Consider the following 25,254-nt stretch of genomic DNA (forward strand, 5'->3'; position numbering starts at 1 on the left):
CGTGGTGGTAGCATCTCTTTATGGTGCAACGCACTTGACCGCGCTAACCTTACAGGACATAAGGGATTGCGTGAGGAGTTTTTAAGAGAAGCACAGGATGACCTCTAAGCTATAGCTGATGTGCCTGGAAACCCTTCTAACCCCGCTTTTAATAAAATCACCAAGATTCCCTGCCCTTTAATGCAGAAAAGGGCCTTTGCTTATCATAATGTCAAGACCGACGATAAAACAAGGTATAGGGCTGGACTTTATTAGCTTTTACCATTGAAATGAAGTTGTCCTTCAGACGTGCAGACTCTATGCCTGAGTGAGAGCATGCGCGGAGGTAGGATCCTAGGGAGGAAGTCTCTCTCTAATATAATAGGGGCTGTAATTCTCATAGCAGCGACCATAGTGGGCGGCCTGATGGTATATTCGTACTTCCAGAGGTCCATGGGTGCTTTTATGAACATGGGTAACGGCGTCACTGTCACGGCCTCGGCCACGCCTATTGGCAATGGAGGAGAGCTAGTTTACATTAAGGTGGTCAACAATGAGCCACAGTCAATAACTCTAAAGGAGGTGGTCTTTGTGTTGTCAAACGGCACAAGCGAAGACGCTTATATTGAGAGCGGCAATAATGGTTACACCATAACGACGGTAGCGTCAACTGCAACTACTACACCGCCTGTACCGTTAGGGCCCAGCGGGCAGCTAGTTGCCGTGGGCACTACAAATCTTAGCAACATACAAGATGTTTACATAGTTTATGAGATGGGTGGACAGACGTACTATACTAACCCAATGAGCGTTACGACGGGCTGATACCTATGTCTGGTCTTTTGTCCAAACTTAAGGAGGCTTTTCACGCCGTCTCAGAGGAAGAGCACGACAAGGGCGCTCTTGCGCTGCCCCTTGAGGAACAGAGCTCTCCTCCCTCATGGACTGTGGTTTCACGCTACAACATAGGTCCTGTGGAGTACATACTTTACAGGGGAGGGGATGGAACTCCAAGGCTTATGGTAAGGGAGCCAGAGCGCATTGAGACGGACAGGCTGCTTTACATCTCAGCAGGCATCGATAAGCCCGCTGATGAGCGTGAGAGCTACCTTGCTGAAAAGTACAGGAGCGGGTATGGGAAAATTTACCCTCTTATGATTGACCCTCACATAGAGGAGATTTCATATAGTGGGTCCCTAAGCAACGTGGTCGTTATACATAAACAGGTTCCCTCGAGATGGGTTATGACCGATATAAAACTTACTGAGGAGGAAGCTAATGGCATAGCTATCGAGCTTGCAAGGAAGGCTGGGAAGAGCGTCAGCATCGCCTCCCCTTACGCAGAGGGCCTCACAGCTGAGGGCCACAGGGTCTCAGTGTCTTTTATGAGGGAGATGAGCAGGTTCGGCAGCAGCTTTGTCATAAGGAAGTACCCTCAGAAGCCGTTCACGATAGCCGACCTTCTTTCCAGCAAGGCCATAGATCCACTCGCAGCGGCCTACCTGTGGCTCATAGAGGAGGCCCAGGGCTTCATAATAATAGAGGGCGCCATGGGTGCTGGCAAGACGACCGTTCTCCAGTCGCTGATAAGCCTGCTGCCTCCGTACTCCAAAGTTGTTACCATAGAGGACACGCCGGAGCTTGTAGTGGTTGGCCCGATCTGGGACTCCCTGGTAACGCGTCCGAGGACTCCAGGCCAGGAGGTTGAAGAGATAACCCTCGAGGACCTCCTCAAGTTCGCCCTGAGAAGGCGCGCTGACTATGTTATAGTTGGCGAGGTCAGGGGCCGGGAGGGGAGGCTGCTGGCCCAGGCCGCCGCCGGCGGCTATGGCGCCATGACCACTTTACACAGCGACTCGCCCCAGGGAGCTATTATGAGGCTAACAATGGAGCCCATATCGCTGCCTCCCCTCTTCCTCGAGTCTGTGAAGTCTATAGTACAGGTGAAGAGCCTCCGTGCGTTTGGCGGGCGCGCGTCAAGGAGAGTTAACGAGGTAGCTGAGATGGATGGTGACAGGGCTGTGACCATTTACAGGTACGGCGAGACCAGCATAGGCGACCTGGTGGACAGGAGCAGGGAGCTTGAGTGGGCGGCTGAGAAGCTCGGGATAAGCGACGTCAGAGGCGAGGTTGAGTCAAGGGTGAAGTTCCTAGAGTCCCTGGCTGGCAGGCCGCCGGATGAGCTGCGCGCGGAGCTTTCAAAGTTCTATGTAACCAGGTACGGTGACATTATATGATGAGAAGAAAGCTCAGCGATCCAAGGCTTTATGGCCCACTAGCTATAACACTTAACAAGCTTAACGCTATCTCCGCGCCCCTATCTGTAGCCGCATTTACGTCTGCGCTGCTCTCACGCTTTGCGCTTCACCTGAATTACGCTGTTCCCACAGCCTTTGCGGCGTTTGGAGCGCTTTTCATTGTAATGCCAGCGTTAGCTAGGAAACTTGCGATGTCACTGCTAGGTTCAGGCATAGATGATGAGATGCCAGCGCTGCTGGCTGTAATGATACCATATGTGGCCTCCTCAAGGGACCTGGCAAGCGTCCTGACGACAGCTGCCGAGAGCCTTAAGTTGAGGTTTGTCAGGAATGAGTCGAGGAGACTTCAGTACCTCCTTTCGGCAGGCTATGACGAGAGGAGGGCCCTTAGAATTCTTGCCGACACCACCCCAAGCGCAAGGCTCAGGGATGTTCTCAGGGAGCTTCTAGCTGTTGAGGAGCTGGGGCTTTCAAGAGCTAGGGCAGCTGCTGAGCTTTATTCAAGGACTATGGACGCGATAAAGGTTTCTTGGCAGAGCTATGCGAAGCTGGGGGAGACTATAACTGAGGCCATAACGACTATAATAGTGTCCGCCGCCGTTCTGCTGCCCCTCTCGTTCTTTGGAAACGCTGACCTGCTCATGCCTCTTGCGGTCTTAGTTATGGTCCTCTCGCCCAGCCTTGCCATGATGCTTGCGATGCTCAGGCCCAGGCTTGGCGAGCCCGAGGGCAGCTGGTGGGTAGCTGGGCTCACTATAAGCTCAACATCCCTCGCGTCCCTGCTCTTGTTCTTAGACAGGTACTTGCCTGCAGCCCTGGCCCTGCTGGCGACGTCCATTATTAGTGAGGCCTCGTGGATTAGGCTTTCAAGAAGGGTGGCAAGCTCGCTGAGGCTCTTAAGGGAGGCCTCTGAGAGGGCGAGGCTTGGCCTGCCGTTTGGCGACGTCATATCCAGGGCCTCAGTGCTAGGCAAGTCTGTCGTCCAGGCTCTGCTGGACTCGGACAGGGTGGCCGGAAGGATAGGCGTAGGCCCGGCCATACAGGGCTTCGCGGACATACTGTATGAGTCCCTAAGGAGCCTTAGGTCGCTTCAGGTAGAGGCCTACGTCCTCATGGGAGTCTCAGCTGTGGCGCCAGCTATAGCGCTAGCTGGCGTATACGCTATTGCTAACTACATATCATCTTCATCGTTAAGTCTCATGCTGTCGAACGTGGCTTCTGTGACGTACGCCTCTAGGCTGCTCCTGGCCATCTCGCCGCTCTCAACGCTCCCAACAGCCGCACTATACCGCGGGAGGAGGATGTCCTCAACCCCCTCACTAGCGGCGCTACTACTCTCGCTCGCCGCGCTTCACGTGATGCATCTTTAGGCCAGGCCCCTAATGACTCTGGCTTCATAATAGGTCACGCCGCCGGTCTCGTCAACTATAGCTACAACTGGTTCATGGGCGTCAGCCACTGCACGCTCACTCCACGCGACTATATCCATGGGTTTCACATAGGTTCCCTCGCTTAATATGAGCACCTCCGCGGCCCTGCCTGGACCCAGACTATATATGAGGGTCCTGGGCCTTGGCCCTATCGTGACTTTCTTGCCCCTCTTCCTCAGATCATAGTATACTATGAAGGTCTCAAGGTCTAGGCCCAGCTGCTCTATGAGCCTTATCGCCTTAGCCCAATCCCTCTCCCTGGATATGAAGCTTAGGACCTCATCGTAGGGGTTCCCGACGCTCAAGCCCTTCCACCTTGACGACGACCTCTATGAGGGCTGCTATTGCAGCTCCCACCAAGACTAGGACTAAGAAGCCGCTTCCTATCACTACACTATAAACGTAACTGCTGCTGACAGCAGTTGGCATCGGCAGGGACGCTATGGAGAGCCCCATGTAGTAGAGGCCTGCGGCCAACGTTATCAAGACTGATAGGGCCTGGGCCTCCCTGAAGAGCCTGAAGCCTCTCCTTGACACCTTAAAGAAGACGTCAGCTATGATTATATATACCACTATCCCTATTATCATTGTCGTTACGTCATAGGAGACGGCATATCCAACCTTCTCGGCCAGAGGCGCTGAGCTCCTGCCAAGCATGTACATGCCATAGATACTCACTATGATGCTTACAGCTAGCGCTCCAACGCCGGCTATCTGAAAAACCCCGCCCTCGTGGAGCCTCTGAACGCCTGCCCTCACAAGGTACCACGTGCGAGACTCTAAGTCAAAGCCCTTTATAATCATGAAGAACCCCAGAAGGGCGGCTATGGCTTTAAGCGCCAGGAGAAGATAGCCTAGGATTGTCAAGAGGCCAAACACCAGTAGTAGGACCCCTGGGATGCCAAGGAAGTACCTTGAATACCTAGGGTCGTTGAGCGCCTTCCTAATGTACCTGGCCAGGAGAAGGTAGCTACCCTCAACGCCAAGGCTCTGCTCAACTATGACCTGCTTCACGCCAGCTATAGGGCCTACGTCGTTTAGAACCTGTGCCATGGAAACCTCGTCTATGCCATCACCAACCACGTAAAGCTCGAAGCTGTCAGAGGACCCGGCCACGGCTTGCTTTAACCTTGACTTAACTAGGCTCTGTGCCAACAACATATTTTTAGGGTGGCCTCCAACGACCACTATCTCTGGGTTCCTTCCGTCAGAGGCCATCTCCCTGTACAGGTTCAGGCCGACAAACATAGCGTTAGAGTCCGGGTCCTCAGGCCTCAATATGGCAAACTGAGTGGCGGCGCTGGTAACTTCCTCATAGCCTACTATAAGTGACCTACCTAAAGTGCTACCTATATCGTCATCTATGTCTATAACAACTATCAGCGGCCGTCTGTTGGGGGTCCCTGTCTCCATGCGCTGTCTTCTCATTTTACGTGTCAACACAACAGGCTATTAGCCTTATCTTGCTCAAAGGCCGAATGTCACAATAAACCTCTTTCGCTAAGAGCCCTTTGAAAACCCATGGTTGCGTCATCAGTGCATTAGACGCCAATGGCATGTGAAACTGGGGCTCCTGTTAGTCCTAATAACACTTAAGCGCTGTTCTTACAGGCCTCTACTATTGCCTCTGGGGGCGCATCAGTTCTAAAGCCTACGGGGCTCATGTGTGTTTTAGCAAAAACGTAACCCCACGATTCAAGCTTATGTCTTATAAAGTCCATCTTGGGTATGTTATGCTTTGTCGCAGAGCAGATCTCATCTAGCCTCTGATGGAAGGCCCTCTGTAGCTTAGCTTCCTCGCCTATTAACTCAAGCACCTTGAGCGCAAGACTAAGACTTCCTTGATAATTGTACTTAGCAATGTTATTATCAGAAAGCAGACCATTAATCATGTCTTTATCCCAGAGATCACCAATCCAAATGGGTCCATAGCAACTCTCTGAGGCCTCAACCTTCTGCATAGTTATGACACCATCCTTGATTGTGATGCACCCTAAGTTCTCCTCAAGAGTCCTTAAGGCCCTCTGGCCTCCCCGCTCAAACGTTGCAAAAACCCTGGCGTAGTGACCGACGCTGAACGAAAACAGAGGCCTCAAAGCCTTATCATGAGACGCCGCCTCCCTAGCCATAAATCCAATGAGAACGCGCAACGCTACCTCACGGTAGTTCCTAGTGGGCGGGGGCGGACTGAGGAGCCAGTACTTTCTCTTGGCTGCATGTCTCTTCGGACCGCCGAGAACAGCTAGGTCGGTGGCGGTTACTGCCAGGACCCCTCCCTTAGAGGTGGCGGCTACGCTGGCGCTGATGAAAGGGGCCGGGCTCCCGAAGGGGTCGATCTCAACGACGTCAAAGGTCTCCCCGATCTCGTGCGTGAGCGAAAAGAGCAGCGCGTTGGCGTCCCTGTTTGAGGCCATGGCTACGTCGTTGAGAGCGTTGAGGGCGATATTCCTCTTTATAAGATTAAAGGCTTCATGATCTATGTCATTTATAATAGTGTTCCTGAGTCCCCCTATCTCAAGCAGGTACCTTAGTCCCCTGACGCCCGTGCCCGCGAGCGCATCAATGGCTGACCTAAGGCCTGAGGTTTGGCTTGCGTAAGCGTTGAGCACCTGCACGGATAGGTCCCTGTTAAGTTCCATCTCAGGATTGTAGAACACCCGAAGCCAGGCCGGCTCAAGCTTGCCGCTCCTTACATTAAGGGCTGTCCTGGGGTCAGGTATGTAGAGTAAGGCCTTCCCCTCTCTTATTACCGCAAGCCTCACCGACGAGCCACCTTGCGAGCTCTGACGCTCTCCTCAGGTACTCATACCTGTTGCCTTCATTTAGGTATATGGCTATTCCCTGAGTCAGCAGTGAGTAAAGCCTGGGGTATACCTCATTAAGCCTATAGTAAAACGTTGCTATAACGGGCTTACTAATGTTTAACAGCAGGCTCTCTATGGCCGCCCTGAGCTCCCTGAGGCCCAGCTCCATGGGCCCCACCTCGTCCACTACTATGACGTCATAAGACCTAAGTGACGCATTCAATAGCTCTGACGCTTCGCGCCCTGCATCAGCATTAACGTAGTACCTGCCAACCCTTAGGGCGCCGGGCGTGGGCTCTGTGGTGGCGAGAGTTAATGTAATGTTCCCATCGAGGCTCTTTATAATAAAGCCTCTTCTCACTCCCCCCTCCCTGACCTCCGGTGTGACGAAGCCTCCAACGGAGCAGCCTGCGCTACTGACGCTTCTGGCTATTGTCAGCGCCAGTGTTGTCTTCCCTATTCCTGGCCTTCCTGTTATCCCTATTATCCTCCTCTGTTGCTGCTGCAACTACCTCACCCAAGATGCTCTCAAACTCCTCAATTGTAAGCGCGTTGTCAAGCCAGCTTAACTCCCTTATGGAGGGGCTGCCATCCGTTACGACGAAGCTGCGGCTTCCTATGAACTCCGCCATCCTAAACATGTTGCGGATCTTATTACTTAGCTCCCTAGGCTTCTCAGACCCATGCGGCACCGTCACGAGCGCCTTGAACTCCCCCCTTGAGAGGCAGAAGTCCAAGGGAGCCTTCCTTGTGTGGCAGAAGCCCATGTCAAGCTCCTCCAGCTTTCTCGCCAACAGCATCTCCTTCGGGCTCTCAGGCTTCGTGCCAAGGGAGGGCGTGGATGTGGCCATAACATCGTCTGATGGGCCAAAAACGTCTATCCCGGCAACTATATCTTCGCCCAGCTCTCTCACAAGCCTCTCGGCAACATCAAGCGTTGGCCTTATAGTCTCGTGCTCATAATCGTATATGGCCTTCCTCGACACCTTAATAGCCCTAGCCAGAGATCCAAGGCTATGACCCTTCAGGGTTCTTCGGGATCTCATTGCCTCGCCATTTATCTTCACTTTGAACTCGTCCTTCTCCTCATATATGGTGGGGTAGTTGCCCTCGACAGAGTTAAGCAGCGTATCAACGCTTACCAGCTTGGAGCCTCCGTAGTCATAAACGACCCCCTCGACAAGCTTAGCACCATCCCTGCGCTCAGCAACTATCAGGGCGTTCAGCTTCAGGTTAAATGAGAGCCCCTTGAGCTCTTCTCTCTCATCCTTACCTACAAGCTCGGCGTCATAGGCTAGCTTTAGCAGCACGGCCTCTCTATTCTTAACCTTCAGGGCAAGGTCCACGGTCCTCCTTAGCTGGTCCCTAGGGTAGTTGAGCTCTATAACATCACCTACCTCGGAGAGCAGCGAGAGAGCCTTACTTACAAACTCCTTTGATGCTTCGTACATGGCCATGGCTCTTATTTACACTAATATAACTGCTTCCCTTTGGAGTTTTTAAGGATATAATCGGCTCTCCGCCAGAGAAGCTGCTGCGCCCGCTCGGCGCGATGCTTATGCCTTAGGATTGTTGTTACGCGCAACCTGCGTTGCGCCGCTAGCCCTCCTTATTGCGAGAAGGTAGTGGCAGCCATAATTTTGGGCAACCTCGTTCACAGAGCTGCATATAGAGCACGTTATATCTTGAAACCTCTCAGCTACAATTGGGTCCTGGGGCTGAGTTAATATAAGTAAAGCGGCGTGCCTGACCTTCTCCGAATTAACTTTATCGTTTAATATCTTCATCACGTACTTCTCCCCCCTTCTACCCTCTATATAATTTGACACGGCGGCTGGTGTAAGACCAAGTAGCTTGGCGGCCTCATACTTTGAGAGCTTAAACTCGTTTACTAGGACGTATGCTATAGAGGCCCTTATGGATGGCATTACCTCCTTCGCTGCAACCTCGCACGGCTGGTTCGGCGGCACCGTGAGGGTTCTCTTCAAGTCCTTGCTCCCAATGGCTATAGACTTCCTGAGGCTAAAAATGTGAGTTATATGTAATGTTGATATGACTATACAGACGGGGAGCTACATCATAGAATGAGCTTCGCGCACGATAAATATCTATATAAGGCCTTCAAAATGCTTTAACTATTACCAACAGTTGCATCAAGTTAGCCTTCTATCTCAACATACTTAGGGTAGCTAAAGGCGCAGCAACTCAGCTAGCGCGAGGCCCTTAGACTGCAGCACCGCCAGCCTACAATCACGCTAATATTTCAGAAAGGACCGCTTCAGCCGAGGCGAGTTTAAAGTGAAGCTGGAGCCCCTGAAGGACATAAGGATTGACCCAAAGGACACCGTAGAGGACCTTGTTAAGATGTTCGGAGACGAGTACGGCTTTATGGCTGGACACCTCTGGAGGGCGGCCCAGATCCTATCAAAGGGACTTAGCGAGTCGAGTCTAAGGGTGCTCTCCTTCACAGGGAATCTAATCTCAACCGGCCTAAGGGGCATTATAACTCAGCTGATAAAGAATGGTCTATTCAACGTAGTCATTACGACGTGCGGGGCGCTAGACCATGACATAGCTAGGTCCACTGGAGGCCTTTACTCTAAAGGTTACTTTGAGGGAGACGACGTTGACCTTGCAAAGCACAACATACATAGACTGGGCAACGTCTACATAAGGGTTGACGACTATGGGCCTCGCGTGGAGCAGTTCGTCCGCTCCCTGGCCGTGAGGGCGTCAGCAATAAAGGAGGAGTGGGGCATGTATGAGCTCCTTAAGCTGGCAGGCGAGATGATAAGTGATGATAACAGCTTCCTCAGGGCAGCCTATGAAACTGACACCGACGTCTTTGTGCCAGGCTGGCCTGACGGCGCCTTTGGCACTGACCTCTTCTTCGAGAGCCAGAGGGGTGTCAAGCTGAAGATAAACTACTTCAAGGACATGCAAAGACTCTCGGACATCTTCTTTGAGTCCAAGGGCAAGGCTACGGCCTTGATCATAGGGGGAGGTATAAGCAAGCACCACACCATCTGGTGGAGTCAGTTCAGAGAAGGTCTTGACTATGTGGTATATGTGACCACAGCCGTTGAGTGGGATGGAAGCCTGAGCGGCGCCATGCCAAGGGAAGCTATAACGTGGGGCAAGGTTAAGCCAGAGGCTGAGAGGGTGGCAGTGTATGGGGATGCCACGATAATAGTCCCAATACTTGCCGCTTACCTGGTAGCGAACGTTAAGCTTCCCCAGCCCCCCAAAGCCAGCGGGTAATTTTTATGATGGCTGTTTTCAATAAAGTGGATGCCTTATACATATTGTTAAGCGAAAACGTTTATAAATGTTGAGAGTCACTACTCTTTGAGCCAAGCTTCCCTAATACTTCGAGCTGGTAAAAGAGAAGGGGATGAGATTTGGCAGAGAAGAGCGAAGCCAACATCGCGAAGGAGAAGTTCTCAGAGATAAGCGTAGCTGAGTTCTTCTCTAAGAACAAGGAGCTGGCGGGCTTCTCCAACCCGACAAGGGCCCTGTACCAGTCTGTGAGAGAGATGACAGAAAACGCTCTTGACGCCACCGACTCCCACGGCATACTGCCCGAGGTCAGAATCTACATAAGAGAAGTGGAACCTGCGACAGAGGAGAGGCCCGCCAAGTACGAGGTGACTGTAGAGGACAACGGCATAGGTGTGCCTAAGACTGTCATGCCGCAGGCCTTCGGCAAGGTCCTCTTTAGCAGCAAGTATGTTATAAGGCAGACGAGGGGCATGTACGGCCTAGGCGTTAAGGCGGTAGTGCTTTACTCGCAGACTACGACGGGTTCTCCAATAACCGTAATTAGCTCTCAGGAGGATAGCAACTTCATTTACTATCAGAAGATTAAGATAGACGTTAAACGAAACGAGCCGATAATAGTAGAGGACGGACAGTTCGACAAAAGAAGCTTATGGCACGGCACGGCGGTAACAGCTATCGTTGAGGGCGATTGGAACAGGGCGAAGCAGAAGATAGTGGAGTACGTGAGGCGTACAGCTGTAATAGCACCTTACGCAGAGCTGTGGCTCTTCACGCCTGAGGGCGAAGTATACTTCTTCCCAAGGGCTACTAAGAGGCTGCCAAAGCCCCCCAGGGAGGCTAAGCCCCACCCACACGGAGTTGACCTAGAGCAGGTCAAAAGCATGCTTCTCTCCACAAGAGCGGAGACGCTGCTCGACTTCCTAAAGGAGGAGTTCCAGGGCATAGGCGACAAGACCGCATCGGAGTTCTTAAAGCATGTAGGCCTGAAGCCCGACGCTAACCCAAAGACCTTACTTAAGAAAGAGAATAGCAAGGAGCTTGAGGCCCTGGCGACGGCCCTGAGGAGCTACAAGGGCTTTAAAGGACCTAGGAGCGACTTCCTGAGCCCCATAGGGGAGGAGCTCATAGAGCTCGGCCTCACGAGGATGTTTAAGCCTGAGTGGGTTAAGGCTGTGACAAGGCCCGCCAGGGCCTACCAGGGCCACCCGTTCATAGTTGAGGTTGGTATAGCCTATGGGGGCGCTATAGAGCCGCAGGAGGAGCCCATATTACTGAGGTTCGCTAACAAGATACCACTGCTCTACGAGGAGAAGGAGGACGTGTCTTACAAGGTCCTCTCTAACATAGACTGGGGCAGGTACGGCGTCAAAGAGCCATACCAACTGGCAGTGCTAGTCCATGTGGCTAGCACTAAGGTGCCCTACAAGGGTGTTGGAAAGGAAAGCATCAGCGAGATCCCAGAGCTTGAAAGCGAGATAAGGAACGGCATACATGAGGTTGTGAGGAGCCTAAGGATTTACATCACACGTAAGGCGAGGGAGGAGCTGGCTAAGGAGAAGATAGTTAGCATAGCGAAGTACATACCTGAGGTCGCGAGGAGCCTGGCGGTACTGAGCTCGCCCCCAGACAAGGTTGACAAGTATAAGGACTTGGAGCCTAAGATCGTTGACATTCTGATGACAAAGGTAGCGTCATCTATAGAGATGCCCAAGATAGACGGCAGACAGGAAGATCCGCGTGCCATAGTTAACAGGGTTATCAAGGGCATTACTGTGGAGGAGGTGAGCTGAGGTGTCAGCGCCACCTCAGGACAAAGTTGACATTGAGGCTAGGAGGAGGGGCGCAGAGGTAATATACAAGACCTTCGCTCAGCTCCTTGAACAAATGGAAAGAGGTCATGACCCAAAGCTTGTCATACCTAAGAGGACCCTTGCTAACACGGTCTTTGACCCAGAGAAGGGCATCCTGAAGCTTGGCGTCTCAAAGCTCGAGAGGAAGTTCCTTGACATGAATGAGGCCAGGAGGTTCATGCAGACCCTTGTAATGGCTGCAAACGTCTACAGGGCTCTCATAGAGAATGAGTACCCAACCATAAGGGACCTGTACTACAGGGGCAAGCACACCATAGTTTACCATGACCTGGAGGGGAGAGCTAAGGAGGAGAACACTTGGGACGAACAGGCGGAGAGCGACGCGGCCCTCAGAGACCTTGAGGTGATGCTGGGGCTACTCAGGGAGGACCTAATGATACTGAGCAAGGAGAAGGGAAAGGTTGTGGGCAACATGAGGATAAGGAGCGGTAACGATGTCATAGACCTCTCCAAGCTTGGCCACGGAGCTTATGCCATAGAGTCCACACCGGACCTAATAGAGTTCCTTGACGTTGATGCCGAGTTTGTACTTGTAGTTGAGAAGGACGCTGTCTTCCAGCAGCTCCACAGGGTAGGCTTCTGGCAGAAGTACAAGTCCATACTAGTAACTGGCGCCGGCCAGCCTGACAGGGCCACTAGGAGGTTTGTGAGGAGGCTGAACGAGGAGCTTCAGCTACCGGTCTACGTCCTAACGGACAGTGACCCTTATGGATGGTACATCTACAGTGTCTTCAAGGTTGGGAGCATACAGCTGAGCTATGAAAGCGAGAGGCTCGCGACGCCCAGGGCCAAATTCCTCGGGGTCTCTATGAGTGATATCTTCGGCTACGGAAGGAAGAAGCCCTACCTGACCGAGGAGGAGAGGAGGAACTACATAATAAAGGCCAAGGACCTTGACATAAGGAGGGCTAAGGAGCTCATGAACTACTCGTGGTTCCGGACACCGCTGTGGAAGAGGGAGATAGACATGTTCTTGGATAAGAAGGCCAAGCTGGAGATAGAGGCTATGGCAAGCAAGGGGCTGAAGTTCCTTGCGTTCCAGTACCTTCCTGAGAAGATACGGACGCATGACTGGATAGAGTGAGGCTTTAGGCATTGTTTAGAACTTAAGCAACTCGTGACAGGCCTTAATTTAAGAGTTCTTTAATATCCTAGCGACTAACATAAGCCCTAGCTGTGCCTTAAAGGCGTTGAGCGGCTGCGCTCTTGCATGGTCCTGCGGCCGTATGTATGACCACACTACTGGGGTTCGGCTCTCGTATAGTTTTACATGACTTGGCTTCATAGCCTCACCCTTATTCCACCGCGCCCCGCTCGGGGTTTCATCGGGCTTAGGGGCGCTCAGGGCCACCTCAGGGGCCCCGCATCTCGAGTGCTAGCCTGCCCAGGGCCTCGGCGACCCTGCTCTTGAAATTGCGCTAAACCTATAGTCCTATGTGAAAGTCAAAACAGCTACGTTAGGCGTTAGCCCTGCACAGGCGCCACATAAACAACCACCTGCTCAGGCCCGGAGAGGCTTAGCGAGACCTTGAGCGGATAGTCGGTAGAGAACTCCAGAGTGACGCTCTCGGCTATTGTCATGAGCGGCCTGAGTGAAGAGTATAGGGACTTAGTGCTATAGGACGCCTTAGCCTCGGCATCTACGCTAATCTCTTGCAAAGGCGCCCCACGCTGCATGGTCCATGTGTAGCTTCTCCCCTCCGAGGAGGCCGTCACTTCAAGCTTATCATCTATAGCGTGAAACTCCACAATATCACCGATGCTCTTAGCGTCTGATATCAATACCTCCATGTCGCCAGCGCTTATGACGAGCCTAGCCGTAGGGCTCATGTTAATCTCCCTTAAAGTCTCACCAGGTGACTCTGTAGCAGCGACAAGGAACGACCTCGTGAGCGAGGTCTTCTTATCCTGAAGCTCAACCTTTAGGCCCTCAGCCCCAGTCTCATAGCTCATTACTATCGCGTCGCTTCTGGCGGCCCTTCTAGCCACCCTGTGAAGCTCGCTTATGTTAACGGTGAGCGTCGCGTCAGAGTCAACGCTGTACTCCTCAAATGAGGAGGACTCCATCTTAGCTATTGAAAGCACGGTCTTATCCGGGCTGAAGAGCCATATAGTGACGTCGTTGCTTGTAAACCTGAAGTCTGCCTCGTCGCCAATCTTTGCCATTGCGGCGATGAGTCTCTTAAGCCTGCTGCCCTCAGGATATGTAGCCTTTATGGATGCCACCCTTAAGCTCCCCCAGCTAGCTTGATAAAGGGGAGCTTTTAAAAGAATGAAACGGGCTGTCGCTAGTAGACGTAAGCTAATAGTATGCCTCCCAAGCGCTTCTGAATTGCGTCCTTGTTAGTCATAACGCCCTGGCTTGTAGATATTATTAGATAGCCTAGGTCTCTGCTGGCCAGGTACCTCCTCAGGTTCTCCGGCAGCCTGAGGAGTTCCCTATAGGTGACCGGAGTCCTCGGCTTAATGGCCCCTACCTTGTTTATGTGGCCTAGCAATGTGACCCTGAACTTGCCCCACCTGCCGTCGTCTACGTATTCGAAGTCACCTATGTAGCCCTCCTTCTGCAGGACCCTCAGCACCGAGAGCGTCAGCTTCGAGGCAGGCATGAGGATAACTTCTCTGTGACCCCTGAGCTCCGCGTTATAGATCGCGGACAGGTGAGCCGATAGAGTGTCAAATGGCATCCCGCTTCACCTCACGAGTATTTGTTAAAGCCGAGCTCATAAGCTATCTCCCTGAAGCAGTGGCGGCAGAGGTATAGCCCATACTTTTGAATCACCGCGTCGCGAGTGCCGCACCTCTGACACTTTTGAGCCCCTCTTCCCATCACCTTTGCCTTAGGTGGCTTTATCTTCCCCATCTATCACCACCTCACACTATGGTGACTCCCAGCTCCTTGTTCAGCAGCACCATAGTTTCCTCAGGTCTCACCCTGTGCCTTAAAGGTATAGATGAGCGGGCCCTCCTCCTTCTCTCAACCCTGTACCCGGGCCTCTCTATGGTCAGGCACACATCCATGCCAACTATGCCTATCTCCGGGTCGTACTTGGCGCCTGGGAGAAGTATGTACTCGGGTATGCCAAAGCATACGTTGCCAAACTTGTCAATGCTCGAGGCATTTATTCTGTGGCCAACGGCCTCTAAAGCCCTCTTAAGGAAGTCCATGGCCCTCTGGCCGCGCAGTGTGACGGCGACGGCTATGTTCTCACCCCTGTGAATTCCGAAGGCCCTTATCGTCTTCTTAGCTTTCCTGAGGGTCGGCTTCTGGCCTGTGAGCTGCTCTAGGAGGCCCTGAACCTTAACTAGCCTCTCACCGGCTGATCCAAGGGCTATGTTAACTGTTACCTTGGCTATCCTTGGCTTCCTCATAGGGTTACTCTGCCACTCGTCCAGGACCTTCTTCACCACGTCCTCCGTGAAAGCATGTACCTGCTGGCCCACTTCATGTCACCTCCTAAGCTATTGTGACCAAGGGCTTCTCTGTTCCGACGACATATATGTTGGACAGTGAGGTCTCAAACGTGTTGCCTGAGGAGTCCTGTAGCGTGACCACGCTCCTCTCCCATCCCCACCCCCTGGTCACTGACATGATCTTACCATATCTTCCCATGTTCCTGCCCCACACGACCAGCGCCAGGTTACCCTCCTTGAACTCAACGTAAGCCTTGACCTCACCGCTTGGCACCGCTATTAGCAGGGAGTCGAGGGGCCTGTAGGGTAGTTGGCCCGGCTTGGTGGGGTCCTGCACCTTGACGAGCAGATTCCTCCCATCACTGAGGTGCATCTGGAAGTGCCCGCCCTTAAGCGTGGTGACCCCTTCAACCCTAAGGAGCTTGAGTGACGCCTCCTCCTTGCTTATCTGAGCCAGCTTCAGGGTCCCAGTCGGGTCTGGAAGCACGCGGTAGTAGGCGCCCAGCGAGGGGAACTCCACAATATCCATAACTCCGACCGGGAACTTGTAGTCCCTTACAACCCTTCCGTCAACCTTAACCTGGCCGGAAGCTATTATCTTGGTGGCCTCTCTGGCGGCCTCTGCATACTTGAGGACGTCCCTTATTATCAAGAGCAATGGCAAGCTTCTGTCGGCCGGGTGCGGGCCCGGCGAGGGCTTCACAGTCCAGGGCCTTACCTTCCTTGGCACCCTCTGAACAGGTGGAGCGCTCAGAGCCTTGAAGTGCCTAGAGCCACCCATCCTAGCCATTACTTAGCACCTCCCTCCTGCGTCTGCGTCGCAGGCTGCTCGACAGCCTGAGCAGCGCCTCCTCTCCTCTCTATAATCTTTTTGCGCCAAGGGTCCTTCATGTTAAGGTCTGTTATTATTAGGTTCCACGGCCTGAACTTGACTAATACCTCTGTTCCATCGGCCTTCTTCCTAGTTATGCCCTCTATCTTAACCCAGGGCCCCTTAAGATCAACCTCTGCAACCTTGCCGCTCCTGCCCTTGCGGTCACCCTTAATTACCATTACCTTGTCTCCAACGCGAACAGGAAGGGATCTTACGCCCAGCTTGTCCCTAAGCTCCTTGCTAAGGTGTACCGAAGCCTGCTTGTGCCTAAAGTGCATGGGCGCGTTGAGGAGGAACTTGCGCTGCTTCCTAGCCTGTTGGCTTGCCACACCACATCACCTCATATTATAATTGTCGCCAGCTTTGATATCGAGGGCCACCTTTCGGCCGCCTCCCTAGCCACAGGGCCCCTGACCTCAGTGCCCTTGGGTGTCCCGTCCTGGTTTATTAGCACAACAGCGTTGTCGGAGAACGACACCCACGTGCCGTCTGGCCTCCTATATGGTCTCTTCTGCCTTATCACTACTGCGTAGCTTATCTGCTTCCTGACCTGGGGCGTGCCCTTCTTGACAGTTACTATCACCATGTCGCCTGGCCCTGCGGCGGCGAGCCTCCTGACCCTGGTCTTAACGCCTGGCACGTCAACAATCATGGCCTCCTTAGCTCCGCTGTTGTCAGCTACAAAGGCGTAGGTGCCAACCTGGAGGCCTGCGCTGTACCCAAAGCGTGGCAGGATTGCAGTAAACTTTTGTCTCCTGACCAAGGCCGCTCACCCCTCAAGCCTACCTAAGACTACAAACTTGACGGTCTTGGAGAGGGGCCTCGTCTCGCCTATGAGAACCTTGTCACCTGGCTTGATGTCGATGCATGGAGGTACGTGGGCGTGCTTCTTAGTTCTCCTCCACTCATACCTCTTAAACTTATTGTCATAGTACAGGTACTCATGCCTTATCACAGCAGTGCTCTTAGTTCTCAGCTTCTCCACGTAACCCTCTAGGAGAACGCCGCGCACCCTTAGGGAGCCATGCCATGGGCAGTTCGGGTCTGAACACGAGGTAGACGGCGGTTTAACTCCAGGTACACTCAAAGCCTTTAATGCCTTCTGAGCTGGCATGATCTAATTATCCCCTTTCCTCTGTACCGCGCATCTAACAATTTAAAAGGATTTCCCGGCCTTAACTCTATGACTATATAGATATTGCAGGCCTCTGCAACAGCCTCATAAATGCGTAGTTTCGCGATTAGGGCTTCTTAAGGACCTGCCTTCGCTATAATGTGCCTTAAAAACTTTACGTGAACGAAAGCTTTGCTCAAGCCATGGAGGCATTGCTCCGAGGAGGGAACTAAGACTTGACGCACAGCTTAGGCAAAGGCTAAGCTGACGTGGAGTGACTTAGGTAACCTTAAAGCGCCCAGAGGCGCTCCAGTGGCTGACGGTGAAAGAGGTGCCGTGGTCAATACTGACCCTCATCAGGACTAATCCCGAGGCGCTGAGGGAGGTTGCAAGGAAGAGACAAATGGACGTCAGCATAGTCGACGCTGCTGTGGAGCTCGACGAGAAGTGGAGGAAGGTGCAGGCCGAGATAAACGAGGTCAGGCACCAGCACAATGTTATTAGCGCCGCGATACCAAAGGCTAAGGGGGACGAAAAGGAGAAGCTCCTGGCGCAGGCTAAGGAGCTGCGCCAGAGGCTCGAGGAGGCAGAGAGGGAGCTTAATGAGTTGGAGGCCAAAAGGGAGGAGGCCCTACGGAAACTGCCCAACATAGTGCTTGATGACGTGCCCGTCGGCGGCGAGGATGCCACGAGACCTGTGCGCTTCTGGGGCACGCCTAAGGTTTACAAGGAGTACCTAGAAGCCTTCAAGGCCCAGACAGAGGCCTACGGCTTTAACGTGTCCTATGAGCTCATAGACTGGAAGCCCGTGGGCCACGCAGACATGCTGGAGGAGGTTCTCAAGCTTGGCGACACAACGAAGGCCTCAGAGGTGGCAGGCTCAAGGTTTTACTACCTCTTCGACGACCTAGTCTGGCTTGACTTCGCGCTGCTGCTATACGCTATAGATAAGCTGACCTCTAAGGGGTACAACCTGGTGCTGCCACCTTACATGCTGAGGTATAAGGTTATAAGTGGTGTCATAGACCTGGCGACATTCCAAGACGCCATATATAAGGTTGAAAACGATGATCTCTACCTCATAGCTACCGCCGAGCACCCGCTGGCCGCGATGTACTTCAACGAGGAGCTCTACGACGATGAGCTTCCAAAGAGGTTTGTTGGAATAAGCCCCGCCTTCAGACGCGAGGCAGGCGCTGCAAATAAGGACCTCAAGGGTATCTTTAGGGTGCACCAGTTCCACAAGGTTGAGCAGTTCATCTTCTCAAGGCCAGAGGACAGCCCCAAGATGCATGAGGAGTTGATATCTAACGCCGAAGAGATCTTCCAGGGCCTTGGCATACCCTACAGGGTAGTTAACATAGCATCTGGCGACCTGGGAGCCTGCGCAGTCAAGAAGTATGACCTGGAGGCCTGGATGCCCGCCCAGGGCAAGTACCGCGAGATGGTGAGCGCTAGCAACTGCACTGACTGGCAGGCCTACAGGCTCGGAATAAGGCTGGTGAGGAGGAAGGGAATGGAGAGGGGTGAATATGTTCACACACTGAACAGCACAGGGATAGCGTCGACTAGGACAATAACAGCCATACTTGAGAACTTCCAGGAACCTGATGGCACCGTGCTGATACCCAAGGTCCTTAGGAAGTACCTAGAGCCCTTTGAGAAGGCCCCCAAGGACTTCATAAAACCTAGGAGCAAGAAGATTATATGAGGTTCTTTCTTAAATATTGTACTTAGACTTCTCCGTGTTGCTAGATCCATGCCTAGTTGATATTATCATGCATACGCACATCGCATGTTATCTGACAAATACATGAACGCGACATGCAGTCATCGTCAACCTAGCTATGCCGAGAACGTCAGTAGCTCCCTAGATACGCTTTGCAAAGCGACTACAGACGCTTTAGCAGAGCGATGCTATTATGCTACTAGATGAGTTACTAGGCTTATTTAGAGCGAAAGTTAGTTGAGCTGAAGCAAGGCTCTGCAATTGAAAGCCTGGGGAGGCTCTTAACTATGGGATTTTATATTTGTAAAATTAGGGATTAAGGGGGCGTAAAACCTCGCCTCTTAAGGCGGGGATGGATAGCCCCCTTTGTAGTTACGCTTAAATGCTTCTCTTTCAAATATCCTATTGATGCCCACCGTAGGGTTCCGTTTCAGGGCGTACACCGATGAACAAACGTTGAGGGCGTTAAAAGCCCAGTTGATGTTAGCGTGTGAGGTATACAACACCCTGCGGTGGGCAGATATCTATTTCTACCAGAGGGATGGGAAAGGTCTCACTCAGACCGAGCTGAGGCAACTAGCCCTAGATCTGAGGAAACAGGACGAGCAATACCAGCAACTTTACTCACAAGTAGTACAGCAAATTGCAGACCGTTACTACGAGGCTAGAAAGAGTTCTTCGAAGGTTTATCACGCTTCCCGAAGGAAAAGAAGCCGCACAAGTGGTACTCACTAGTCTACCCTCAATCAGGTTGGAAAATACTAGGGCTGACCTCCTCCCCGCCTTAAAAGGCGAGGGTTCCTGCAAGGGCAGGGAGGCTTGGGGCTACATCCCCTCTTCCCGAGGGTTCAGCCCCAGGCTGGGTCTCCAGCCCATTACAACTGAAAGCCTCGCCTTTTAAGGCGGGAATGGGGTAGAAAAGCCTATAAGGCCCTGTTTTCCTGGTAGTAGTTAGGTGGTAGTGATTGTAAAGCTGCGGTGCCCGCACTGCGGCTATGTCTGGGACTATAAGGGTAAGAAGATGTACTACGCCACCTGCCCCAACTGCCTGAGGAAGGTAAACATTCAAAAGAACAGGGTGGAGTGAATGCTCACGGGCGGTGAGGGGGAGCTAACCGTGACCGTGAGGATGAAGGTTAGCCCCGAGCCCGAGCAAGAGGAGGCAGTGCTGGACCTCATGAGGAGGTACAGGGACGCACTAAACTACTCGGTAAGGGCAATAATAGCCAGTAAGGCCCTGAGCCTCACTAAGGCCCACAAGCTCCTGTACAGCACCCTGAGGGAGAGGTACGGCCTGCCATCCAAGATTGCCCAGGACTGCTACAGGGAGGCCATAGCTATAGCCAAGTCGTGGCTTAAGAACCCGAGAAGGGCGCTGTGCCAACAGTAAAGGGCCTGAGCATGTGGCTGACGCACGGACTGGGCTACAGGGTCAAAGGCGACCGCGTGGAGCTGGCAGGGAGTTACAGGCTCAGAGTCATCGGCTGGGACAGGAGGTATGACAGCTACCCTAGCAGGGAGGCCAGGCTCGTGTTCAGGGACGGCGAGTTCACCCTTTACGTGACCAAGCGTGTGCCAAGGCCAGCCAAGTACGCCCCTAAGGGGGCGCTGGCAGTTGACGTGAACGAGAGGCAGATAGTAGTGGGCAACTCACGCGTTGAGGTAAGGATAGAGACGCCAGTTGAGAGGGCCCTGCGCTACAGGAGGCTCGCTGAAAGGCTTCAGGGAAGTACTCCTCCTCAAGGTACAGGACCTGGCTCAGGAGGAGCGGGGTAAGGAGGAGGGTAAGGCACTTCCACAGGAAGGCCAGGAACATCATAGAGGACTGGGCCAGGAAGACGTCGTACATGATTATATCGTTAACAAAGCAGGGCCAGCTGGCTGTCGCCAGGGAGGACCTCACAGGGCTGGTGGAGAGCCTAAGGGAGCTCCCGAAGGGGCACAGGACTGCCCTGATAGCGCTCGGCTACAGGAGGCTGGGGTTCTGGATTGACTGGCAGGCTGAGAAGGGCGGCGTGCCTCTGTTCGTCGTCGACACTGCCGACACGTCCTCTACATGTCCAAGGTGCGGCGCAAGGCTTGTTGAGGTTGGCTATCGCAGGCTCAGGTGCCCTAGCTGCGGCCTTGAGGCCGACAGGGACACAATAGCTATACTGAACATTGAGGGGAGGGCGCTTAGCCAGATGGGGGGAGCTCTGACCTCCCCGACTGCCCCCCAGGTGACAGATGTAAGCCCGAACAGATGGGGGGAACCTGTGAACCGCCCTAAGGGAACCCTCGCCCTTTAGGGCGGGGAGGAGGTCAGCAGGTACTGGTAAAGTGGTAACAGTAGATGTGGGTGTTGAGAAGCTCCTAACTGCAAGTGACGGCAAGTTTTCCCCAACCTAAGACCTTATGAGAAGGCGCTCGATAAGATAAGGAGACTTCATAAAGCTCTTTCAAGAAAGAAACTCCTTTCCCGCAACTGGTTTAAGGCTAAGGTTAAGTTAACAAAGGCTGACGAACACTTGAAGAACCTCAGGAAGGACTTGTATATGAAGCTCGGTAAGTGGTTTGCCGAGCATTACGACGTCCTCGTGATGGAGGACATTCAAGTTAAACAACTTGTTGGCAAGTCGGGCAAAAAGCTGAGGATGAGGCTTCACGATGTTGCTTTTCATGAACTTAGGAGTATCATGGAATATCAGCTAAACAAGTACGGAAAGAAACTCATCCTAGTTAATCCAGCTTTCACTTCAAAGACTTGCGCTAGGTGCGGGTACGTTAAGAAGGATCTAACACTTGCCGACCGTGTATTTGCATGCCCCAGGTGCGGTTGGACTGTAGACCGTGACTATAACGCTGCTCTTAACTTGTTAAGAGGTGCGGGGTGGGAGCCACCCTTAGTGCCCGTGGAGCTCCGCCCTCTACCCGTAGCTCACCGCTACGGGCAAGGTGGAGCTATGAAGCAGGAAGCCCTGCCCTTTAGGGCGGGGTAGCTCACCTTGAAGTCACTAGTTTCTCAGCGTTAAACACCTTAACTGAGATAAGAGTGAACACTGTTGTAAAGAGAAGCATTATCAGGATATCAACTACCGCAAGCGCGTACTGACCCAACACATAGCTGGAGAGGGCCAGCGAGGCCTCAGTAAACGGTATCGCCATGATGGCATATCTCAAAGCGGCTGGCAGAGAGCCTATGTTAACGAAGAGCGCACTAAAGTAAATCCCCAAGGCCACCATGAGGAGCGCGTAAGATGAAGCCTGGGCAGCCCTAGCTGATGGGCTCCTTAGCACTATGGGCATTATAAATGATGATGTCATAAGCACAAGCACTGCCGAGTCAGCCAAGTTGAGGGCCAGCAGGGAGGGCGTCAACTTAAGGCCCGCAGAGGAGGCGAGCATTAGGAAGTAAATTATGAAACCAGCGCTGTCAGCGATAGCTATGGCTAGTCCCATTACTGCAGATGAAAGGAGCTTACCTACGAGCATAGACGTGCCAGACGCTGGGGACGCGAGCAGGACCTCAAGCGTCTTGCGCTCCTTCTCACCAAGGAACGCGTCCGTGACAAGCACGACAGCAGGGTTTACTACAAAGAAGAGGGAGAACTGCAGAAGTCTTACTGTGAAGGAGAGCTGTACCTGTTGGACGCTGGCGGCCTGACCTGAGGGAAGTATGTAGCCTGTAGTTATGGATATGGGATTAAGCAACGCCTGGGGCGAGATAGTGACGTTGGCAAGCCTTGCAAGGCTCTCAACCCTACTGTTGACGACCTGTGAGCTGAGACCCGAGACTATGCCGGCGATTAAGTTATCGACCTCCTGGGCCGCGTAGCTGCCAACCATAACCCTGACTATCAGGGTTGCGACACCGTCAAGCGATGTTAAGTTAGAGTAGAAGCCCTGGGGAAACATCACCTCTATATCGTATACCTGTGGCGGTGGCCTTGACGATATAGTAACGTTGACCCTGAGCCCCTGCTGCTCCGACTGGTTAACAAGGTTCTCACCTAGCCACTTAGCGATACCCATGGACTTTGTGTCATTAACCTGTATGTAGACAGAAGTTACCTGTGCGGAGCTGAGACCACCTGCGAGCAGGGCCAGCAGGGGAAGCCCGACGAGCGGCACAATTATCATAAGCGCGAGAGCTCTGCGGTCCCTGGCTATGTCGAGGAGCTCCTTCCACAGAATGGTTCTAACCTCGTCCAGCCTCAAGCGATCTCACCGCCTTAACGAAGGCATCCTCTAAGTTCTCGCCGTTGAACGTCTCCATAACCTCCTTTGGCGTGCCTGTGAACAGGGACTTTCCATAAGCCATAAACGTTACCCTGTCTGCCAAGTACTCCGCCTCTGCCATGTTGTGAGTCGCTATTATGAAGGTCACGCCACCGCGTGACAGGGACTTTATTAGCTGGCGCACGTCATGTGCAGAGAAGACGTCAAGTCCGTTGGTGGGCTCATCTAGGAGGACAAGGCTGGGCCTGTACATGAGGGCCCTGGCTATGAGTAATCTTCTCTTCATTCCATTGCTGTACTCACCGGCCTTCCTCTTCAGCTCCTTGTCGCCGAGCCCCGAGATAGCAACCCCACGACTCACTATGTCATCTACTTCCTCGGGTCTCTCTGCGTAAAGCCTTGCAAAGAACCTAAGATACTCATAGCCTGTGAGCCTTTCATATGGCGAGGCATCCTCAGGCACGTAGCCTATCTGCTTTATTATATTACGCATGGCAGGCGTTGATGGGTCAACGCCGAGCACGTTAACCTTTCCAGCGTCCCTCCTTATGAGGCCCACTATTATCTTGAACAGCGTGCTCTTACCGGCCCCGTTGTGCCCTGCTATTACGTGCACCTCGCCGACCCTAACCTTAAGGTCAACGCTCTGAAGCGCCGCGACTTTCTTAAACCTCTTTACGACACCGACGGCATATACCGCCAGTCCATTATTGTCCAGAGGAACCCCTGCAGGGCGGCTCAAGGTAGCTTCCACTGAAATCCACCGAGAGTCAAAGTAGACTGGAGAGCATAGCGGTTAAATCGCTTAAGACGGGCGAGCTACGGCATGGAGGAGGGTGAGGCCTCTGAGATTGACGAGTTCATAGTAAAGTATGGAGAGAGGGGGTACTATGTCCTAAAGGGCTTACTTGAGGCCTCGCTCAGGGGAGGGGCAAAGCTTGGCGACTTCAGCCTAAGGGACCTTAAGGACAGGCTCGCCTCCTATGGCCTTGACTATAACCCTGTTCCCCTCCTCTACTCACTTGAGAAAGTCTATGGCGTTATAAGGACCTCGTATAGGAGCTCCAACCAGCACTGGTGGATCATACTTAAAAGAAAGGTCATGGAGGAGGCCATAGCTAAGTTTGAGGGTAAGTCACCAGAAAACGGTGATGACTATAGGCTCAGACTCCTGAAAATACAGTTTTACAGCCTCAACCCTCAGAGGCTCCTGAGCGAGCTTAAGGCCGCTGCGAGAAGGGGTGACAGGACCGCCGTGGCAAGGGAGGCCTTCAGCACACTGCCCCTTGTGGTCGAGTTCCTAGAGAAAGCGAAATCCCAGTATCCTGAGGAGCTCTCGAATGAAATAGAGCTAGGCGAGGAGATACTTAGATTAGCAGAGGATGTTGTGAAGCCTAAAGCCTCTTTCGGTCGCCCATTAGAGGCTGATCTCGTCCGGGAAACCAAAGTCAATAATGACTCCCTTTGAAGAGGCCTCCTCCAGCCTCTTCAGCATCGCGCTAAAAGCCCTCTTCAAGACCTCAGAGTTCCTGTAACCCTTTACAATGGCTTCCAGGCCGCTCCTGCCAAATCCCTTTAGCTGATCAACGAGGCTTGCCATATTCTTGGTGGCCCTTATGGCCTCGTCTACTACGGTTATTGAGGCCGCTTGGGCTGTCCTGCTAAACGGGTTGAGGTCTATAGCTATAACGACCTTGCCCATGCGCCTTAAGGCCTCAGTTCTATCTCCATCCTCTATAGCTACCATAACAACATCAGCGGAGTAAATACCATCTTCGCACACTATCCCCCTGGCGCTCTCAAGCCCCGGTATGTGCGTCTTCTTGCAGTCGGCGCCGTAAACCCTCCCTGCCCCATGGCTTCTCATGAAGTTCTCTATGCTCCTCACCCTCTCCTCCGTTCTGTGAAACACGTTAACTTCAATAGGTATGTTCAGCTTGTTGGACAGCTCGACGATCTCATCAGCTGCGAGAGCGGCATAATTACCGTTGACAGAAACTATTGGCCTCTTGGCTAAGAGTAGGGAGGCTACTGCTACCCTCTCAGCTTCAAGCGCGAAGTCGAGGGTCCTCTCCCCCAGTATATAGTCAAATGCTTCACCTCTCCCATGTGATATGAGTCCCTGTGGTACAACTATTCCCTCTTTCATCGCATCAACGAGCTTTTGCCTAGTCACCAGTGACCAGTACCTAGGGTGACTCCTTGGTATCTCCTCCATGCGCTCACCGGACCTAGAGCCAACTCTTACAACATTATAAAGGAAGGATTAAAAGCTCCTTAC

Annotated in this window: 29 protein-coding genes and 2 pseudogenes; 14 read left to right on the forward strand and 17 right to left on the reverse strand. The window is 52.9% G+C overall.

Going from position 1 to position 25,254, the window contains the following annotated elements:
* Window positions 1-315 precede the first annotated feature (315 nt).
* Genes SE86_RS01855 through SE86_RS01865 form a run of 3 tightly spaced genes read left to right on the forward strand, consistent with a single transcriptional unit; the run spans window position 316 to window position 3,607 of the window.
* Entirely contained in the window at window positions 316-804 is a 489-nt protein-coding gene (locus SE86_RS01855; RefSeq protein ID WP_148666742.1) for an archaellin/type IV pilin N-terminal domain-containing protein, read from the forward strand.
* Between the two features lie 5 nt (window positions 805-809).
* The gene (locus tag SE86_RS01860) at window positions 810-2,216 is read left to right on the forward strand and encodes a type II/IV secretion system ATPase subunit (RefSeq protein WP_117354045.1); all 1,407 of its coding nucleotides are present in this window, start codon (window positions 810-812) and stop codon (window positions 2,214-2,216) included.
* Window positions 2,213-3,607 carry a type II secretion system F family protein gene (locus SE86_RS01865; RefSeq protein WP_117354046.1) on the forward strand — a complete coding sequence of 465 codons (1,395 nt, stop codon included), beginning with the start codon at window positions 2,213-2,215 and terminating at the stop codon, window positions 3,605-3,607. Before SE86_RS01860 ends, SE86_RS01865 begins: the two co-directional genes overlap by 4 nt.
* Here the strand turns inward: SE86_RS01865 and SE86_RS01870 are convergent.
* The 6 genes from SE86_RS01870 to SE86_RS01895 form a co-directional block, all read right to left on the reverse strand.
* Entirely contained in the window at window positions 3,604-3,972 is a 369-nt protein-coding gene (locus tag SE86_RS01870; RefSeq protein WP_117354047.1) for a hypothetical protein, read from the reverse strand. The two genes, SE86_RS01865 and SE86_RS01870, sit on opposite strands and share 4 nt — an antisense overlap.
* A complete protein-coding gene (locus SE86_RS01875; protein ID WP_117354048.1) occupies window positions 3,947-5,080 on the reverse strand; it encodes a DUF373 family protein in 1,134 nt (377 codons plus the stop codon). Before SE86_RS01875 ends, SE86_RS01870 begins: the two co-directional genes overlap by 26 nt.
* 179 nt (window positions 5,081-5,259) lie before the next feature.
* A complete protein-coding gene (locus SE86_RS01880; RefSeq protein WP_117354049.1) occupies window positions 5,260-6,429 on the reverse strand; it encodes a tRNA (guanine(26)-N(2))-dimethyltransferase in 1,170 nt (389 codons plus the stop codon).
* The gene (locus SE86_RS01885; RefSeq protein ID WP_117354050.1) at window positions 6,380-6,979 is read right to left on the reverse strand and encodes a nucleoside-triphosphatase; all 600 of its coding nucleotides are present in this window, start codon (window positions 6,977-6,979) and stop codon (window positions 6,380-6,382) included. Before SE86_RS01885 ends, SE86_RS01880 begins: the two co-directional genes overlap by 50 nt.
* Entirely contained in the window at window positions 6,885-7,928 is a 1,044-nt protein-coding gene (locus SE86_RS01890; protein ID WP_117354051.1) for a helix-turn-helix domain-containing protein, read from the reverse strand. The genes SE86_RS01885 and SE86_RS01890 overlap by 95 nt, the downstream gene beginning before the upstream one ends.
* A gap of 99 nt (window positions 7,929-8,027) precedes the next feature.
* The gene (locus SE86_RS01895; RefSeq protein ID WP_179948722.1) at window positions 8,028-8,459 is read right to left on the reverse strand and encodes a transcriptional regulator; all 432 of its coding nucleotides are present in this window, start codon (window positions 8,457-8,459) and stop codon (window positions 8,028-8,030) included.
* Window positions 8,460-8,769: 310 nt separating this feature from the next.
* Between SE86_RS01895 and SE86_RS01900 the strand changes: the two genes are divergently transcribed.
* The 3 genes from SE86_RS01900 (at window position 8,770) to SE86_RS01910 (ending at window position 12,708) form a co-directional block, all read left to right on the forward strand.
* Window positions 8,770-9,732, forward strand: coding sequence for a deoxyhypusine synthase (locus SE86_RS01900; RefSeq protein ID WP_117354052.1), 963 nt, complete (start codon window positions 8,770-8,772; stop codon window positions 9,730-9,732).
* Window positions 9,733-9,872: 140 nt separating this feature from the next.
* Entirely contained in the window at window positions 9,873-11,543 is a 1,671-nt protein-coding gene (locus SE86_RS01905; RefSeq protein ID WP_117354053.1) for a DNA topoisomerase VI subunit B, read from the forward strand.
* A gap of 1 nt (window position 11,544) precedes the next feature.
* The gene (locus SE86_RS01910) at window positions 11,545-12,708 is read left to right on the forward strand and encodes a DNA topoisomerase IV subunit A (protein WP_117354054.1); all 1,164 of its coding nucleotides are present in this window, start codon (window positions 11,545-11,547) and stop codon (window positions 12,706-12,708) included.
* A 380-nt stretch (window positions 12,709-13,088) separates the two neighbouring features.
* On the opposite strand, the gene SE86_RS01915 is transcribed toward SE86_RS01910, so the two are convergent.
* The 8 genes from SE86_RS01915 to SE86_RS01950 form a co-directional block, all read right to left on the reverse strand.
* Complete coding sequence (locus tag SE86_RS01915; protein ID WP_117354055.1) at window positions 13,089-13,850, reverse strand: DNA polymerase sliding clamp; 762 nt, start codon at window positions 13,848-13,850, stop codon at window positions 13,089-13,091.
* A 62-nt stretch (window positions 13,851-13,912) separates the two neighbouring features.
* Entirely contained in the window at window positions 13,913-14,311 is a 399-nt protein-coding gene (locus tag SE86_RS01920; protein ID WP_117354056.1) for a 30S ribosomal protein S8, read from the reverse strand.
* 11 nt (window positions 14,312-14,322) lie between these two features.
* On the reverse strand, window positions 14,323-14,487 hold the full coding sequence (locus SE86_RS01925; RefSeq protein WP_117354057.1) for a 30S ribosomal protein S14: 165 nt from the start codon (window positions 14,485-14,487) through the stop codon (window positions 14,323-14,325).
* 11 nt (window positions 14,488-14,498) lie between these two features.
* Entirely contained in the window at window positions 14,499-15,068 is a 570-nt protein-coding gene (locus SE86_RS01930; protein ID WP_117354058.1) for a 50S ribosomal protein L5, read from the reverse strand.
* Window positions 15,069-15,081: 13 nt separating this feature from the next.
* Window positions 15,082-15,828, reverse strand: a complete 747-nt coding sequence (locus tag SE86_RS01935) for a 30S ribosomal protein S4e (RefSeq protein WP_117354059.1) — start codon at window positions 15,826-15,828, stop codon at window positions 15,082-15,084.
* Window positions 15,828-16,241 carry a 50S ribosomal protein L24 gene (rplX, locus tag SE86_RS01940; protein ID WP_117354060.1) on the reverse strand — a complete coding sequence of 138 codons (414 nt, stop codon included), beginning with the start codon at window positions 16,239-16,241 and terminating at the stop codon, window positions 15,828-15,830. Before rplX ends, SE86_RS01935 begins: the two co-directional genes overlap by 1 nt.
* Window positions 16,242-16,252: 11 nt before the next feature.
* Entirely contained in the window at window positions 16,253-16,675 is a 423-nt protein-coding gene (locus tag SE86_RS01945; RefSeq protein WP_117354061.1) for a 50S ribosomal protein L14, read from the reverse strand.
* A 6-nt stretch (window positions 16,676-16,681) separates the two neighbouring features.
* Entirely contained in the window at window positions 16,682-17,026 is a 345-nt protein-coding gene (locus tag SE86_RS01950; protein WP_117354062.1) for a 30S ribosomal protein S17, read from the reverse strand.
* 331 nt (window positions 17,027-17,357) lie between these two features.
* Here SE86_RS01950 and serS point away from each other — a divergent pair, with 331 nt between their 5' ends.
* The 7 genes and pseudogenes from serS to SE86_RS01975 all read left to right on the forward strand — a co-directional run.
* The gene (gene serS, locus SE86_RS01955) at window positions 17,358-18,737 is read left to right on the forward strand and encodes a serine--tRNA ligase (protein WP_117355044.1); all 1,380 of its coding nucleotides are present in this window, start codon (window positions 17,358-17,360) and stop codon (window positions 18,735-18,737) included.
* A 426-nt stretch (window positions 18,738-19,163) separates the two neighbouring features.
* Window positions 19,164-19,519 (forward strand): annotated as a pseudogene (locus SE86_RS08335) (RNA-guided endonuclease TnpB family protein); the annotation flags it as partial.
* A 191-nt stretch (window positions 19,520-19,710) separates the two neighbouring features.
* Window positions 19,711-19,842, forward strand: a complete 132-nt coding sequence (locus SE86_RS08290) for a hydrogenase maturation nickel metallochaperone HypA (protein WP_148666715.1) — start codon at window positions 19,711-19,713, stop codon at window positions 19,840-19,842.
* On the forward strand, window positions 19,843-20,145 hold the full coding sequence (locus SE86_RS08100; protein ID WP_211096656.1) for a hypothetical protein: 303 nt from the start codon (window positions 19,843-19,845) through the stop codon (window positions 20,143-20,145).
* Window positions 20,133-20,531, forward strand: a complete 399-nt coding sequence (locus SE86_RS08105; protein ID WP_211096657.1) for a hypothetical protein — start codon at window positions 20,133-20,135, stop codon at window positions 20,529-20,531. Before SE86_RS08100 ends, SE86_RS08105 begins: the two co-directional genes overlap by 13 nt.
* Before the next feature lie 71 nt (window positions 20,532-20,602).
* Window positions 20,603-21,043 carry a zinc ribbon domain-containing protein gene (locus SE86_RS08110; protein WP_211096658.1) on the forward strand — a complete coding sequence of 147 codons (441 nt, stop codon included), beginning with the start codon at window positions 20,603-20,605 and terminating at the stop codon, window positions 21,041-21,043.
* A 28-nt stretch (window positions 21,044-21,071) separates the two neighbouring features.
* Window positions 21,072-21,733, forward strand: a pseudogene (locus tag SE86_RS01975) (transposase); the annotation flags it as partial.
* A 1-nt stretch (window position 21,734) separates the two neighbouring features.
* Here SE86_RS01975 and SE86_RS01980 read toward each other — a convergent pair.
* Both SE86_RS01980 and SE86_RS01985 read right to left on the reverse strand, forming a co-directional pair.
* The gene (locus SE86_RS01980; protein WP_117354064.1) at window positions 21,735-22,952 is read right to left on the reverse strand and encodes an ABC transporter permease subunit; all 1,218 of its coding nucleotides are present in this window, start codon (window positions 22,950-22,952) and stop codon (window positions 21,735-21,737) included.
* Window positions 22,933-23,715: an ABC transporter ATP-binding protein gene (locus SE86_RS01985; protein WP_211096660.1), complete on the reverse strand. Its 783-nt coding sequence runs from the start codon at window positions 23,713-23,715 to the stop codon at window positions 22,933-22,935. Before SE86_RS01985 ends, SE86_RS01980 begins: the two co-directional genes overlap by 20 nt.
* 84 nt (window positions 23,716-23,799) lie before the next feature.
* On the opposite strand from SE86_RS01985, the gene SE86_RS01990 reads away from it, so the two are divergent.
* Complete coding sequence (locus SE86_RS01990; protein WP_117354066.1) at window positions 23,800-24,441, forward strand: hypothetical protein; 642 nt, start codon at window positions 23,800-23,802, stop codon at window positions 24,439-24,441.
* Here the strand turns inward: SE86_RS01990 and SE86_RS01995 are convergent.
* Window positions 24,391-25,191, reverse strand: a complete 801-nt coding sequence (locus SE86_RS01995) for a 4-phosphopantoate--beta-alanine ligase (RefSeq protein ID WP_117354067.1) — start codon at window positions 25,189-25,191, stop codon at window positions 24,391-24,393. The two genes, SE86_RS01990 and SE86_RS01995, sit on opposite strands and share 51 nt — an antisense overlap.
* Between the last annotated feature and the right edge of the window lie 63 nt (window positions 25,192-25,254).

This window comes from Acidilobus sp. 7A, assembly GCF_003431325.1.
In the GTDB taxonomy this organism is placed as follows: domain Archaea; phylum Thermoproteota; class Thermoprotei_A; order Sulfolobales; family Acidilobaceae; genus Acidilobus.

What these genes read in the sequence shown, in the direction of transcription:
- SE86_RS01935 (WP_117354059.1), bottom strand. Translation starts at nt 15,828, where the DNA reads ATGGCTAGGATGGGTGGCTCTAGGCACTTCAAGGCTCTGAGCGCTCCA.
- SE86_RS01860 (WP_117354045.1), top strand. Translation starts at nt 810, where the DNA reads ATGTCTGGTCTTTTGTCCAAACTTAAGGAGGCTTTTCACGCCGTCTCA.
- SE86_RS01890 (WP_117354051.1), bottom strand. Translation starts at nt 7,928, where the DNA reads ATGGCCATGTACGAAGCATCAAAGGAGTTTGTAAGTAAGGCTCTCTCG.
- SE86_RS01950 (WP_117354062.1), bottom strand. Translation starts at nt 17,026, where the DNA reads ATGCCAGCTCAGAAGGCATTAAAGGCTTTGAGTGTACCTGGAGTTAAA.
- SE86_RS01920 (WP_117354056.1), bottom strand. Translation starts at nt 14,311, where the DNA reads ATGCCATTTGACACTCTATCGGCTCACCTGTCCGCGATCTATAACGCG.
- SE86_RS08110 (WP_211096658.1), top strand. Translation starts at nt 20,603, where the DNA reads ATGATTATATCGTTAACAAAGCAGGGCCAGCTGGCTGTCGCCAGGGAG.
- SE86_RS01875 (WP_117354048.1), bottom strand. Translation starts at nt 5,080, where the DNA reads ATGGAGACAGGGACCCCCAACAGACGGCCGCTGATAGTTGTTATAGAC.
- SE86_RS01865 (WP_117354046.1), top strand. Translation starts at nt 2,213, where the DNA reads ATGATGAGAAGAAAGCTCAGCGATCCAAGGCTTTATGGCCCACTAGCT.
- SE86_RS01855 (WP_148666742.1), top strand. Translation starts at nt 316, where the DNA reads ATGCGCGGAGGTAGGATCCTAGGGAGGAAGTCTCTCTCTAATATAATA.
- SE86_RS01990 (WP_117354066.1), top strand. Translation starts at nt 23,800, where the DNA reads ATGGAGGAGGGTGAGGCCTCTGAGATTGACGAGTTCATAGTAAAGTAT.
- SE86_RS01925 (WP_117354057.1), bottom strand. Translation starts at nt 14,487, where the DNA reads ATGGGGAAGATAAAGCCACCTAAGGCAAAGGTGATGGGAAGAGGGGCT.
- SE86_RS01995 (WP_117354067.1), bottom strand. Translation starts at nt 25,191, where the DNA reads ATGGAGGAGATACCAAGGAGTCACCCTAGGTACTGGTCACTGGTGACT.
- SE86_RS08100 (WP_211096656.1), top strand. Translation starts at nt 19,843, where the DNA reads ATGCTCACGGGCGGTGAGGGGGAGCTAACCGTGACCGTGAGGATGAAG.